This window comes from Planomonospora corallina (genome assembly GCF_042650625.1).
GTDB lineage: Bacteria > Actinomycetota > Actinomycetes > Streptosporangiales > Streptosporangiaceae > Planomonospora_B > Planomonospora_B corallina.
In genome coordinates this window covers 44394-58223 of record NZ_JBHSBM010000005.1, presented here as the reverse complement: position 1 = coordinate 58223, position 13830 = coordinate 44394, and the positions used below count along the sequence as shown (strand labels likewise).

Genomic DNA, 13830 nt, shown 5'->3' with positions numbered 1-13830 from the left:
TAGGATCCTCCTCGTTGCTGGTTCGCCCCGTCGCGGGGCGAGGCAAGAGGGAACCCGGTGCGATTCCGGGACTGCCCCGCAGCGGTGAACGGGAACGACCGCCGTCAGTCGAGCACTGGGGAGACCTGGGAAGCGACGGCCAGTAGGAGAACGCGAACGCGACGCCCGTGAGTCCGAAGACCTGCCGGTGACGCGTGGCAGGGGAGCCGGGTCCGGCTCCCGCGGGAGGCCCGGAGCGGCCCCGCGGGAGCGCGGTGGCCGCGGCCGTCCCGCCACGGAGACAGTCCAGGGCCTCGAGGGAGGGCCCGCGGACGAGGCGGACCCGCATGCCCGAATCCGGCCACGGATCCGCCCTCCGACGCGTGCCGTCCCGCGAGAGCCGTACCCACGGGGAACGCAGCAGGCGAGGGATGCACGTGACACAGACCATGGACGGCACCGTGACCGGGGCGGCGGACGGCGCCACCGCCGCCGGCGGCGGCGCGGAGGCCCGGCGGCTGGCCATCGAGGAGGCCGCCGCCCGGGTGATCTCCGACCCGGAGAACTCCCGGATCGCCGCGGCCCTGCTGGACGGGCTGATCGCCGAGGAGGCCGCCGGGCACGGCGTGCGGACCTTCTCCGAGTCCGTCGCCGCGACCCACGCGGCCGGGCTGGTCGCCGACCGGCTGGCGGAGTTCGTCGCCGCCCACGCCGCGGAGCTGGACGCGCTGGTCCGCGAGGAGACCCGTTTCGAGTACTTCGGGCTGCGCACGGTCTACGACCGCTACCTGCTGCGCCACCCCGAGACCCGCAAGGTCCTCGAGCGCCCCCAGCACTTCTTCCTCCGGGTGGCCTGCGGCCTGTCCGAGACGGTCGCCGAGGCCGCCGAGCTGTACGGGCTCATGACGAGCCTGTCCTACCTGCCCAGCTCGCCCACCCTGTTCAACTCCGGCGCCCGCCGCCCGCAGCTGTCGTCCTGCTTCCTGCTCGACTCGCCCCGCGACGAGCTGGAGGCGATCTACGAGCGCTACGGGCAGGTGGCGCGCCTGTCGAAGTACGCCGGGGGCATCGGCGTCTCCTGGAGCCGGGTCCGCTCCCGGGGCTCGCTGATCCGCGGCACCAACGGCCACTCCAACGGGATCGTGCCGTGGCTGCGCACCCTCGACGCCAGCGTCGCCGCGGTCAACCAGGGCGGCCGGCGCAAGGGCGCGGCCTGCGTCTACCTGGAGACCTGGCACGCCGACATCGAGGAGTTCCTGGAGCTGCGCGACAACACCGGCGAGGAGGCCCGGCGCACCCACAACCTCAACCTGGCCAACTGGGTCCCCGACGAGTTCATGCGCCGGGTCGAGGCCGACGCCGACTGGTCGCTGTTCGACCCCAAGGACGTCCCGCACCTGGTCGACCTGTACGGAGAGGCGTTCGACGCCGCCTACCGGGCCGCCGAGGCCGCCGGGCAGGCCGTGCGGAGCATCCCCGCCCGCACCCTCTACGGCCGGATGATGCGCACCCTGGCCCAGACCGGCAACGGCTGGATGACCTTCAAGGACGCGGCCAACCGGACCTCCAACCAGACCGCGCTGCCCGGCAACGTCATCCACCTGTCCAACCTCTGCACCGAGATCCTCGAGGTCACCAGCGACGCCGAGACCGCCGTCTGCAACCTCGGCTCGGTCAACCTGGCCGCCCACCTGACCGGCGGCGGGGCCGGGGACGGGGCCGGCGGCGGCCTCGACTGGGCCCGGCTGCGCCGTACCGTGCGCACCGCCGTGCGCTTCCTGGACCGCACCATCGACCTGGGCTTCTACCCCACCCCGGAGGCCGAGGCCGCCAACCGGCGGTGGCGGCCGATCGGGCTGGGCGTGATGGGCCTGGCCGACGTGTTCTTCGCACTGCGCCTGCCGTTCGACTCGCGCGAGGCGCTGGAGCTGTCCACCCGGATCGCCGAGGAGATCGCGCTGGCCGCCTACGCCACCTCCGCGGACCTGGCCGCCGAGCGGGGCCGCCACCCCTCCTACGGCGCGACCCGCGCCGCGGCGGGCGTGCTCCACCCCGACCACTACGCGGGCAGCCACGGGGCGGGCCGCTCCGCGGAGTGGGCCGCGCTCCGGGAGCGGATCGCCGGGACCGGCCTGCGCAACTCGCTGCTGATCGCCATCGCGCCGACCGCCACCATCGCCTCCATCGCCGGCTGCTACGAGTGCGTCGAGCCGCAGGTGTCCAACGTCTTCAAGCGCGAGACCCTGTCGGGGGAGTTCCTCCAGGTCAACCGGTATCTCGTCCGCGACCTGGAGGAGCGCGGCCTGTGGACGGAGGAGGTCCGGGACGCGATCAAGCGGGCCGACGGCTCGGTCCAGGACATCCCGGGGATCCCCGGCGACCTCAAGGTCCTCTACCGGACCGCCTGGGAACTGCCGCAGAAGGCGCTGATCGACCTGGCCGCCGCGCGCACGCCGTACGTCGACCAGTCGCAGTCGCTGAACCTCTTCATGGCCACCCCGACCATCGGCAAGCTCTCCTCGATGTACGCCTACGCCTGGAAGTCGGGGCTGAAGACCACCTACTACCTGCGCTCGCGCCCCGCGACGCGGATCGCCCAGACCACGGTGGCCGCGCAGGCGGCGCCCGCGGCCGCTCCCGACGCGGACGCCGTCGCCTGCTCCCTGGAGAACCCCGAGGTCTGCGAGGCCTGCCAGTAGCGCCCGCCGCGGCCGCCCCCACGCTCCCGGCGGCCGCCCCCCCCGGCCGGCGCCCTCCGCCGCCGGCCGCGACACGACCTCTGACACCCCGCGACGGCCTCCCGCGGCCCGCGGACGAACCGATACGGAGACATCCCAGCATGCTGCTCGACCCCGGCATGGACCTGACCCTGCGGCCGATGCGCTACCCCGACTTCTACGAGCGCTACCGGGCCGCCATCCGCAACACCTGGACGGTGGAGGAGGTGGACCTCCACTCCGACCTCGCCGACCTGGCGAAGATGACGCCCCAGGAGCGGCACCTGATCAACCGGCTGGTGGCGTTCTTCGCCACCGGCGACTCGATCGTGGCCAACAACCTGGTCCTCAACCTCTACCAGCACGTCAACGCCCCCGAGGCGCGGCTCTACCTCAGCCGCCAGCTGTTCGAGGAGGCCGTGCACGTGCAGTTCTACCTGACGCTGCTCGACACCTACCTGCCCGACCACGACGAGCGGGTCAGGGCCTTCGCCGCGGTCGAGCACATCCCCTCGATCCGGGACAAGGCCGAGTTCTGCTTCCGCTGGATCGACTCGCTCGGCGACCTGAAGCGGCTGGAGACCCGCGAGGATCGCCGGGCCTTCCTGCTCAACCTCATCTGCTTCGCCGCGTGCATCGAGGGCCTGTTCTTCTACGGCGCCTTCGCCTACGTCTACTGGTTCCGCTCGCGCGGCCTGCTGGGCGGCCTGGCCACCGGGACGAACTGGGTCTTCCGCGACGAGTCCATGCACATGGAGTTCGCCTTCAGCGTGGTGGACACCGTGCGGGCCGAGGAGCCCGACCTGTTCGACGACGAGCTCGGCGCGCGGGTCACCCGGATGATGGAGGAGGCGGTCGCGGCCGAGCTGGCCTTCGCCGCCGACCTGTGCGGCGACGGCCTGCCCGGCATGGGCGTGGAGGCGATGCGGCGGTACCTGGAGTACGTGGCCGACCGGCGGCTGGCCCGGCTCGGCCTGCCGGCCAGGTACGGCACGGCCAACCCGTTCGCCTTCATGGAGCTGCAGGACGTGCAGGAGCTGGCGAACTTCTTCGAGCGCCGGGTATCTGCGTATCAGGTGGCAGTTGAGGGGAATGTCACATTCGATGAGGAGTTCTGATTACAGGTAAACCCCAAGGGGAAGCCTCCCGTCGGTAATCATCGGTAAAAACCGATGAGGACTGATGAGGGGGGAATCCGCCTGTGTCCGACTGGATCGTCCTGTTGGGCTCCGTGCTGGCCGCCGTCGCGGCCGTGGAGGTGGTGAGGCGGGTGCTGCGCTCACGGCTGATCGGAGAGAAATGGGTCCTCGCCGGTCCGCTGATGAGGCGCTGCACCTGGCCGGCCTTCGCCACGGCCGCCGTCGTGGCGGCCTACACGGTCTACGAGCCGGGCATGGCCGACGGCGAGGCCAACCAGAACATCCAGCGGCTCCTCAGCCTGGCCATGATCGGCTCGGTCACCTGGCTGGTCATCCAGGGCGCCTACGCGGTGACCGACGTCGTCCTGGACCGGCTGCTCCGGATCGAGGGCGAGCGCAACATGCGGGCCCGCCGCGTCCGCACCCAGATCGCGCTCGTCCGCCGGGTCGCCTCGGCGGTGGTCATCGTGGTCGCGCTGGGCGCGATGCTCTTCACCTTCCCCCAGGTGCGCGCGCTGGGGGCCGGACTGCTCGCCTCCGCCGGAATCGCCGGCGTGGTCGCGGGCATCGCCGCCCAGTCCACCCTCGGCAACATGCTCGCCGGGCTCCAGCTCGCCTTCAGCGACGCGCTCCGCCTGGACGACGTGGTCGTGGTGGAGAACGAGTGGGGGCGGATCGAGGAGCTGACCCTCACCTACGTGGTCGTGCGGCTGTGGGACGAGCGGCGGCTGGTCCTGCCCGTCTCCTACTTCACCGGCAACCCGTTCGAGAACTGGACCCGGCACGGCAGCCGGGTGGTGGGCCACGTGATGTTCCGGGTCGACTGGTCCGTCCCGGTGGAGGAGCTGCGCGCCGAGCTCTACCACGCGCTGCGCGAGCACCCGCTCTGGGACCAGAAGGACTGGACGCTCCAGGTCACCGACATCCTGCCCAACGGCCTGGTGGAGCTGCGCGCGCTGATGAGCGCCGCCGACTCCGCCAGCGCCTGGGACCTCAAGTGCGACATGCGCGAGCACATGCTCAAGTTCGTCCGGGAGAAGTACCCCGAGGCGCTGCCCCGCTTCCGGGTGGAGACGCGGGCGCCCTGACCTCTCCGGCGACCCCTCCGGCGGCCCCGGGGCGTCCGGCCGCTCCGGGACCGCCGGAGATCAGGCGGTGGCCGAGGGCCGGAGCACCCGGGCGGCACCGGCGATCAGAGCCGTGGCCAGGACCCAGCCGGAGGCGACCAGAGTCCAGGCCAGCCACCGCGTCCAGCCGGCCGGGTCCCAGGCCCCGCGCTGCTCGAAGACGCTCACCGGCACCAGCAGGTCCAGGGTGTAGACGAAGGCGTTGAAGGTCCGCACGTGGTCCGGGTCGATCTTCACCGGCGGCACCGCGGAGAAGACCGCCGTGCCCGCCGCCAGCAGCACCGCGGCCCAGAGCCCCGCCAGCCAGGGGCGGTAGCCGTACCCGACCGCGACGTCGAGCAACCGGCCCCAGAACCGGCCGGTGGACCTCAGCGTGCCGCGGTGCTCGCGCTGCTTGGCCAGCAGCACCCGGCGGGCGTCCGGCTCGTGGCCGATCCGCCGGTACCAGGCGGCCAGCTGCTCGTACGGCTGCGGCCGGTAGCCGTCCGGGTCCCGGCATACCCACGCCAGCCGCTCGGCCACGGTCCACGGCCCGCGCAGCGCCTCGTAGGCCAGGCCGTTCAGCTGGACCCGGTCCGGGTAGGACGCGAGCCGGTCCAGCAGCACGCCGATCCGCGAGTAACCGAGGTTGACCGCCCCCTCGACCTCCGCCGGCTTGAGGATCAGCTCGTCCACCTGCATGTGGCTCAGGTGCAGGGACCGGCCGGGCGCCTTCAGCACCGCCCGGTCGAACGAGAGCACGCCGCCGATCCGCGCCCCGCGCAGCCGCACGGTGCCCTCGGCGGTGAACCCGGCGCTGAACTCGGCCGCCGCGGCCTCCATGAAGTCGGCGTAGACGGCGTAGGCGACGGGCGGCCCGCCGCTCGCGAGATCGTCGGCCGGCGGCCCGTCCGGCCCGTCCGGCGCGGTCCCGCCTTCCGCCGCTCCGGCCGCGGCGGGCGCGGTGGCGCTGATCGACGCCTCCTGCAGGTACAGGCCGCCGTGGAACTTCGCGCCCACCAGGCGGAGCCCGCCGGTGGTGCGCAGGCCCCGCAGGAACGCGCCGCCGTCCACGACCGCCCCGCCCGCCCAGATCGCCCACCGGCGGCCGTCGTCCAGCCCGCGCTCGCGCCGCTCGGCCTCGCTGTACGGCTTCCTGACGTCCTCCATGGCCGCCCTGCGGGCGGCGCCCTCCTCGCCGGGAGGGTCCACCCGGGCGTGGGCGAGCCGGAGCTGGCCGGTGACGTGGGCGTTGTCGATCCGCAGGCCGCGCAGGGAGGAGCCGTCGAACTCCAGCAGCCCGTCGACGGAGCAGCGGGCCGCCCGGACCCGGCCCAGCACGCAGCCGCGGAAGCGCAGCCCCTGGGTCTTGGCGTCACCGAGGTCGACGGTCCCGGCCAGATGGCAGTTGAGCAGGTGGAGCTTGCTCCCCACGACGGCGTCCGACAGGTCCAGGTCGCCGGTGATCCGCGCCCCGGCCAGCCGGAGGCCGGGGGTCGTGCCCGGCGCGGCCTCCCGGGCGCCGAGCAGGAGCGCCGCGACCACCTCCGCCCGGACCGTCCGCTCCGGTCCCCACCCCGCCCCGTTCGCGGGGTCGTCGGCCTCGGGGTCGCCGGAGCGCAGGTCCACCCAGGCGCCTGTCGGGTAGGCGTCCCAGAGTCTCCGCTCGGCCGGGCTCAACCGCCGGAACGGCCGTGTCAGGCGCATTCGGGACCTTTCCGGGGAACCGGGGGCAGAGGGCTGTTCCATGATCGAACGACGGTAGCGGGAGAATCCATCCCGTGCACATACCTGATGGATTCCGGCTCTCCGTCCACGACCGCGCCGAGCACGTCGCCACGCTGCTCATCGACCGGCCGGCCAAGCGCAACGCGCTGAGCGCGGACATGTGGCGGTCGCTGCCCGGGATCCTCGAGCCGCTGGCCGCCGATCCGCAGGTGCGGGTGCTCGTGCTCGCCGGAGCGGGCGGAACCTTCTGCTCCGGCGCCGACATCTCCGAGGTCGCCGGGCTGTCCGAGGGGGACGACGCCACCGGCCTGACCGTCGCCGCCGAGCGGGCGCTGGCCCGGTTCCCCAAGCCGGTGATCGCGATGGTGGAGGGTTTCTGCGTGGGCGGCGGCTGCCAGCTCGCCCTCGCCTGCGACCTGCGCCTGGCCGCCGCCGGCGCCCGCTTCGGCGTCACCCCGGCCAAGCTCGGCATCGTCTACCCGCTCTCCTCCACCCGGCGCCTGGTCGAGCACGTCGGCCCGTCGGCGGCCAAGCTCCTGCTCTACTCGGCCGACCTGATCGACGCCGGGCACGCCCTGCGCATCGGCCTGGTCGACGAGCTGCTGCCCGCCGAGGAGCTCGCGGAGCGGGTGTACGGCCTGGCGCGCACCATGGCCGGGCGCTCCCAGCTCACCCTGGCGGCCAGCAAGGAGATCGTGGAGGGGCGGGCCGGGGACGACCGCTTCCGCGAGTGGCAGAAGGCCTCCCGAGACGAGCTGGCCGAGGGCGTCGCCGCCTTCCTGGAGCGGCGCCCGCCCCGCTTCACCTGGGGCCGCTGACCACCCGGCCGCCGCCCGGCCCGCCCGGAGCCGGAAGAAGCGGACGGCCGGGCGCGGGGGCGAAGGCCGGAGGAGGGCAGCCGGGTGAGGGAGGAGAACGGCCGGGGCCGGCGAAGGGGCGGAGGCCGGGCGAGGGGCATCGCCACGCGCCCCGCTCCGGCGGGGCGCCTCTGTCGCCGGTCAGGATATTTCAGGACGTGTGATCGAGGGACGTGTAACTCGTCACCCTCCCGGTGAGGGTTTCCTCCGGCGCGGGCGGATGATTACCCATCCATTCTCTGAATCTGAGGTTTTTCAGTTTTCCCATTTTCCGGGAAACGGCTCCGGAGATCTCCAGAATTGCTTCCCGCGAGGCATTCCCCCGCCTCGCCGGCGGGCCTCGGCTACGCTGCGAACCACGTCCGGAGGAAAATCCGTGGACACGGTGCCCACCCCCACGCTCGAGGAGCGGGTCGACCACTTGGAGCGCGAGATCATGGAGCTCGGCATGCGATGCAGGCAGCGGTCGCTGGACCACAGCTACCAGGCGGTGGATCCGGCCTACCGGCTGATCGAGGAGATGAACCGCCGGCTCGTCGCGGTCGAGGAGACGGCCACGGAGACGAAGCGGGACGTCGTGCTCCTGGTGGAGCGGACGACGTCGTTCGGTGAGCGCATGGAGTCGGTCGACGGGCGGATGACGTCGTTCGGTGAGCGGCTGACGTCGGTCGATGAGCGCATGGAGGAGCTGTCCGAGCTCAACCGCCGCCTCTGCGACCGGATGGACAAGGCCGACGCGAGGTTCGGCAGGCTGGAGGGGCGGCTCGACTGCCTCGAGAACGGGGCGGAACGGCTGGAGAAGCGGGTCGGCGAGGTGTCCATGCGGGTCACCGAGCTGGACAACCGGCTCACCGGCCGGGTGGACCAGCTCACCGGCCGGGTGGACCAGCTGGCTCTGCGGGTCTACGAGCTCGACGGCCGGGTCACCGAGATGGACGAGCGCCTCACCGGCCGGATCGACGACCTCAGCGTCCAGGTCGGTGATCTGAACGCGCGGGTCGGTGATCTGAACGCGCGGGTCGGTGATCTGAGCACGCGGGTCGACGATCTGAGCACGCGGGTCGACGCGCTGGCCAAGTCCAACGCGGCCATGTTCCAGGCCATCCTGGAGCGGCTGCCCGGCCCGGCGTCCGCCGGAGCCTAGCCGTCCCGCCTCCGGGCGTCCGCCGGAGCCTAGCCGTCCCGCCTCCGGGCGTCCGCCGCCGGCCGTACCTCCAGGCGGCCGGCGGCGCGGACCCGGAGGCCGGGGCGAAGGCGGGACCGGGCCCCCACGGACGCGGGCGCGGTGGCCCGCCCGGGACCGGCCCCGGGCGGGGGTGGACGGCCGTACCGTCCGCCCGCGGAGGGCTCACCGGTCGACGATCTCGTTCTTGCCGATGACCACGATGCCGCCGCGGGTCACCGCGAAGCGGGAGCGGTCGTGCTCCAGGTCGAAGCCGATCCGGGCGCCGTCCGGGATGACCACGTTCTTGTCGATGATCGCCTTGCGCACGATCGCGCCGCGCCCGACCTTCACGTTGCCCATCAGCACGGAGTCCTCCACCACGGAGTGGGAGTGCAGCACCACGCCGGGGGAGAGGATGGAGCGCTCGGCGAGACCGCCGGAGACGATCACTCCGGGAGAGACGAGCGAGTCGACGGCCCGGCCGATCCGGTCGCCCGCGTTGTGCACGAACTTGGCCGGCGGGAGCGGGTCGTGGCCGGTGTAGATCGGCCAGCGGTCGTTGTAGAGGTTGAAGACCGGGTGCGCGGAGATGAGGTCCATGTGCGCCTCGTAGTAGGCGTCCAGGGTCCCCACGTCGCGCCAGTAGCCGCGGTCGCGCTCGGTGGAGCCGGGCACGACGTTGTCGGCGAAGTCGTAGACCTCGGCGCTGCCGCTCTTGACCATCATCGGGATGATGTTCCCGCCCAGGTCGTGCTTGCTGGTGGGGTCGAGCGCGTCCTCCCGGAGCGCGTCGATCATCGCCTGGGTGCGGAAGACGTAGTTGCCCATGGAGGCGTAGATCTGGTCGGGCGCGTCCGGCAGGCCCACGGCGTCCTTGGGCTTCTCCCGGAAGGCCGTGATCCGCCGCCCCGCGGGGTCGGTCTCGATCACTCCGAACTGGTCGGCCAGCGAGAGCGGCTGCCGGATCGCCGCGACGGTCACGTCGGCTCCGGAGTCGACGTGCTGCTCCATCATCTGCCGGGGGTCCATCCGGTAGATGTGGTCGGCGCCGAACACGATGACGTGCTCGGGCATCTCGTCGTAGATCAGGTTGAGGTTCTGGAACAGCGCGTCGGCCGACCCGGAGAACCAGTGGGGCCCGAGCCGCTGCTGCGCGGGCACCGGCGTGACGTAGTTGCCCAGCATCGCCGACAGGCGCCAGGTGCGCGAGATGTGCCGGTCGAGGCTGTGGTTCTTGTACTGCGTCAGCACCACGATCTTCAGGTAGTGCCCGTTGGCGAGGTTCGACAGCACGAAGTCGATCAGCCGGTAGATCCCCCCGAACGGCACCGCGGGTTTCGCCCGGTCCGCCGTCAACGGCATGAGCCTCTTGCCTTCACCGCCGGCGAGCACGATCGCGAGGACTCTCATAGAGATGACCTTAACCCCGACAACAGGGACCAAACACTAGGGTGGGAGCATGCGCGTCGATCTTTTGAGCCGTGAGTACCCGCCGGACGTCTACGGCGGCGCGGGAGTCCACGTCGAGTACCTCGCCAGGGAGCTGAGGCGGCTCGCCGACGCCCGTGTCCACTGCTTCGGGGCGCCGCGTTCCGAGCCCGGCGTCGCGGCCTACCGGGTGCCGGAGGGGCTGGGCGCGGCCAACGCCGCGCTGCAGGTGCTCGGCGTCGACCTGGAGATGGCCGCCGGGTGCGAGGGCGCCGACGTCGTGCACAGCCACACCTGGTACGCGAACTTCGCCGGTCACGTGGCCAAGATGCTGTACGGCGTGCCGCACGTGGCGACCACGCACAGCCTGGAGCCGCTCCGGCCGTGGAAGGCCGAGCAGCTCGGCGGCGGGTACACGCTCTCGTCGTGGGCGGAGCGGACCGCGCTGGCGGGCGCCGACGCCATCGTCGCGGTCTCGGAGGGCATGCGCCGGGACGTGCTCGCCTGCTACCCGGAGATCGACCCCGAGCGGGTATCGGTGATCCACAACGGGATCGACACCGGGGAGTACGCCCCGGATCCCGGCACCGACGTGCTGAAGAAGCACGGCATCGACGCCGGCCGGCCGTACGCGGTGTTCGTCGGCCGGATCACCCGGCAGAAGGGGCTGGTGCACCTCCTGCACGCGGCCCGGGACCTCGACCCCGGCGCCCAGCTGGTGCTCTGCGCGGGCGCGCCCGACACGCCGGAGATCGCCGCGGAGGTGGCCGGGCTCGTCCGGGAGCTGGAGCGGGAGCGGGCGGGCGTCGTGTGGATCTCGGAGATGCTCCCGCGTCCCGAGGTGATCCAGATCCTCACCCACGCCGCCGTGTTCGTCTGCCCCTCGGTCTACGAGCCGATGGGGATCGTGAACCTCGAGGCCATGGCCTGCGAGACCGCCGTGGTCGCCACGGCCACCGGCGGCATCCCCGAGGTGGTGGCCGACGGGGAGACCGGCCTGCTGGTCCCGATCGCGTCCGGCGCCGCGGACGGCACGCCGGACGATCCGGCCGTCTTCGCCGCCGACCTCGCCGAGCGGGTCAACCGGCTGCTGGCCGACCCGGCGCTCGCCGCGGAGCTGGGCCGGGCGGGTCGGGTCCGGGCCGTGGAGCATTTCTCCTGGGCCCGGATCGCCGAGCGGACGATGGAGCTCTACCGGTCGGTCACCCGGTGACGGAGCGCGGGACCACGCCGCGGGGGCGGCCCGTCCCGTGCTCCCGCCGCACAGCCCCCGGCCCCCGGTGCGGGCCGCGCCGGGGGCCGGACCGCTCCCGGGCGGAGGTCCCCGGCGCCGGCCTGCGGCGAACCGCGCCCTTCAGGACCTGATCACGGGCTCGGGGACGACGGGGAAGTTCACCGAGCGGGCGATGAAGCAGTAGGCGTGGACCTCGTGGTGGAGGCGCTCCGCCTCGGCCGCCATCTCCGGCGAGGCCACGGTCACCGTCGGGCGGAGCACGACCCGGCTGAACCGGCCGGCCCCGCCCGGCTCCTCGGCCATCGTGCCCTCGGGCTCGTCCACGTAGTCCGTCACCACGACGCCGGCCGTGGAGCACAGGTGCAGGTACCAGAGCATGTGGCACTGGGAGAGCGAGGCGACGAGCAGTTCCTCGGGGTTCCACCGCGCCGGGTCCCCCCGGAAGGCGGGGTCGGACGAGCCGGCCAGCGGCGCCTTGCCCGGTGCGGTGACCTCGTGCTCGCGGCCGTAGGCCCGGTAGCCCGCCGTGCCCTCGCCGCGGTTCCCGGTCCAGGTGACGGTGAGCCGATAGCGGTGTTCGCGTGTCATACGTGAATCATGGCGGAGGCCGGGGCGCGCGGGCGTCTCGGCCCGGTGCGCGTCCCGCTCCGCGGGGCGGGGCGGCCCGCGTCCCGCCCCGCGGCGGGGTGCGGGCCACGCTCCGGGCGCCCCCGGCCCCGCGATGAACCCCGGCGCGGCCCCGCCGTGCCCCGCTATGGGGCCGCCGGGTTCGGTGATCCGAGGGCTACGCCTCGGCGAGCACGCTGCCGTAGGCGCGGGCCGTCAGCTCGGCGATGAGGCCGTGCGAGCCCAGGAGGCCGGCGGGCTCGGCGCCGACGTCCGCGGCGACCGCGCCCACCAGCCCGGGGTCGGCCTCGGGGCCGATCAGGCAGGGGGACAGGGCGATGCGCCGGGCGCCGATCCCGCGCAGCCGCTCGGCGGCGTCGGCGACGGCGGGCGCGCCGTCCAGGGAGGCGACCAGGACCGGGAGCGTCAGTCGCGAGGCCAGCAGCACGGCTGTCGGCTGCGCCTCCACGGCGGCCCTGTCCCCGCCGACCGTGGCGAGGATGACCGCGTCGACCGGGCTGGAGACGTTGAGCAGCCGCACGCGGTCCGGCCGGGCCAGGTCCTTCTCCGACAGGCGGATGTGCAGGGCCTCGGCGAGCAGGGGGTGCGGCCCGAGCGACTCGGTGACCGTCACGGTCGCCCCGCTCGCCGCGACCGCCTCGGCGATCATCCGGTCGGCGACGGGGTGCGGGCCGGTCAGGAGAGGCACCACGATGGCGGCCGTGCCGTCCTCGGGACGGGAGCGGGCGGAGGCCTCCAGCTCGGAGGTCAGCTCCTTGCCGTCCTCGCCGAGACCGGCCAGGCGGACCTCGATCTGCGGGTTGTCCACCCGCACCATGGCCGCGAGCTCGGCGGCGACGCCCGACGCGTCGCCGGGCACGGCCAGCACGAGCGCGGGCGCCTCGGGCGGGAGCTGGGAAGGCACGGGCTTACGGTGCCGGCCGGAGGGCCGGGTGGCGCGCCCGCGCACGGGGAGGCTGGAACTCTCACTCACACGCGCGAACTCTAGGGCCATTTCGGTCGCTTCGTTGCCGGAAAACGGCAGCGATTCTGTCACAACCTACGGGAACGCGGGTGAAGGGTGCCTCCCGGGCGTACGCGGGACGGTCCTGGGCCGTGCTCGGGACGGCCCCGGGTGCCCTCGAGGAGATCCGCACGGTGCCCCGCCGGGGCGGACGCCGCGTCCCGGCGGGGGTCAGAGGCCGCGGTGCCCCTCCCACTCGTCCTCCAGGGCCGAGTGCACGACGGAGTCGCGCCAGGCGCCGCGGGCCCGCACGTGGTGCCGGATCCTGCCCTCCTCGACCATCCCGGCGACCAGCATGGCGAGCTGGGCGGCGGTGTTGGCGGGGGAGCGGGCGCCCCAGATGCGGTGCAGGCGCAGGTGCTTGAAGCCGAAGGTGAGCAGGAGCCGGACCAGGTCGGTGCCGATCCCCCTGCCCCAGTGGTCGGGGCGGAGCCCGAGACCGATCTCCGCGCTGTGCGGGTGGTCGGCCTCGATGTGCAGCCGGGCGACGCCGATCACCGATCCGCTGTCCTGCTCGGTCACCGCCAGCAGGTAGAGCCTCCGGGGTTCCTTTTCGGCCGCCTCGATCGCCTCCGTGACGAGCTGCTCGACCTCCGCCCGGGTGCGGGGGTCGAACGGCAGGTGCTCTGTGGCGGCCGGGTCGCCGTACACGGCGTGCAGCGCGTCGACGTCGGCGAGCGTCACTTCCCTCAGTCCGAGTCCCTTGCCGGAGATCTCAACAGGGCGCATGCGCTGACGCTAACGCCTCAGGAGTCCCGCGGCTAGGCGTCATTCCGGTTGATCTCATTTCTGGATTTCGGCACTTTGTCAGCGGGTGTCCCGGCGGCCGCGGAGCGGCGTCCTGGAG

General features: G+C 73.1%; 11 protein-coding genes and 1 riboswitch. Of the genes, 6 read left to right on the top strand and 5 right to left on the bottom strand.

The features are described 5' to 3' along the window. Position 1: 1 nt before the first annotated feature. A riboswitch (cobalamin riboswitch) is annotated at positions 2–203 on the top strand. A gap of 213 nt (positions 204–416) precedes the next feature. The 3 genes from ACFOWE_RS00945 (at position 417) to ACFOWE_RS00935 (ending at position 4923) form a co-directional block, all read left to right on the top strand. Next, on the top strand, positions 417–2678 hold the full coding sequence (locus ACFOWE_RS00945) for a ribonucleoside-diphosphate reductase subunit alpha (protein ID WP_377284803.1): 2262 nt from the start codon (positions 417–419) through the stop codon (positions 2676–2678). A 140-nt stretch (positions 2679–2818) separates the two neighbouring features. Continuing rightward, positions 2819–3814 (top strand): ribonucleotide-diphosphate reductase subunit beta, encoded by a 996-nt coding sequence (locus ACFOWE_RS00940; RefSeq protein WP_377284802.1) that lies wholly within the window; start codon positions 2819–2821, stop codon positions 3812–3814. An 83-nt stretch (positions 3815–3897) separates the two neighbouring features. Beyond that, positions 3898–4923 (top strand): mechanosensitive ion channel family protein, encoded by a 1026-nt coding sequence (locus ACFOWE_RS00935; protein ID WP_377284801.1) that lies wholly within the window; start codon positions 3898–3900, stop codon positions 4921–4923. A 60-nt stretch (positions 4924–4983) separates the two neighbouring features. Here the strand turns inward: ACFOWE_RS00935 and ACFOWE_RS00930 are convergent, their stop codons facing one another. Then, positions 4984–6648, bottom strand: a complete 1665-nt coding sequence (locus tag ACFOWE_RS00930; protein ID WP_377284800.1) for a hypothetical protein — start codon at positions 6646–6648, stop codon at positions 4984–4986. Between the two features lie 74 nt (positions 6649–6722). Between ACFOWE_RS00930 and ACFOWE_RS00925 the strand changes: the two genes are divergently transcribed. Both ACFOWE_RS00925 and ACFOWE_RS00920 read left to right on the top strand, forming a co-directional pair. Beyond that, complete coding sequence (locus ACFOWE_RS00925) at positions 6723–7487, top strand: enoyl-CoA hydratase/isomerase family protein (RefSeq protein ID WP_377284799.1); 765 nt, start codon at positions 6723–6725, stop codon at positions 7485–7487. A 415-nt stretch (positions 7488–7902) separates the two neighbouring features. Next, positions 7903–8670, top strand: a complete 768-nt coding sequence (locus ACFOWE_RS00920) for a hypothetical protein (RefSeq protein ID WP_377284798.1) — start codon at positions 7903–7905, stop codon at positions 8668–8670. Between the two features lie 204 nt (positions 8671–8874). Here the strand turns inward: ACFOWE_RS00920 and glgC are convergent, their stop codons facing one another. Beyond that, positions 8875–10101, bottom strand: a complete 1227-nt coding sequence (gene glgC / locus ACFOWE_RS00915) for a glucose-1-phosphate adenylyltransferase (protein WP_377284797.1) — start codon at positions 10099–10101, stop codon at positions 8875–8877. A gap of 49 nt (positions 10102–10150) precedes the next feature. Between glgC and glgA the strand changes: the two genes are divergently transcribed. Then, positions 10151–11332 carry a glycogen synthase gene (gene glgA / locus ACFOWE_RS00910; protein WP_377284796.1) on the top strand — a complete coding sequence of 394 codons (1182 nt, stop codon included), beginning with the start codon at positions 10151–10153 and terminating at the stop codon, positions 11330–11332. A 141-nt stretch (positions 11333–11473) separates the two neighbouring features. Here glgA and ACFOWE_RS00905 read toward each other — a convergent pair whose 3' ends face one another. From ACFOWE_RS00905 to ACFOWE_RS00895, 3 genes are all read right to left on the bottom strand, one after another. Then, positions 11474–11941, bottom strand: coding sequence for an OsmC family protein (locus ACFOWE_RS00905; RefSeq protein WP_377284795.1), 468 nt, complete (start codon positions 11939–11941; stop codon positions 11474–11476). Positions 11942–12137: 196 nt separating this feature from the next. Beyond that, positions 12138–12884 (bottom strand): sirohydrochlorin chelatase, encoded by a 747-nt coding sequence (locus tag ACFOWE_RS00900; protein WP_377284794.1) that lies wholly within the window; start codon positions 12882–12884, stop codon positions 12138–12140. A 270-nt stretch (positions 12885–13154) separates the two neighbouring features. Then, complete coding sequence (locus ACFOWE_RS00895; protein WP_377284793.1) at positions 13155–13712, bottom strand: GNAT family N-acetyltransferase; 558 nt, start codon at positions 13710–13712, stop codon at positions 13155–13157. Between the last annotated feature and the right edge of the window lie 118 nt (positions 13713–13830).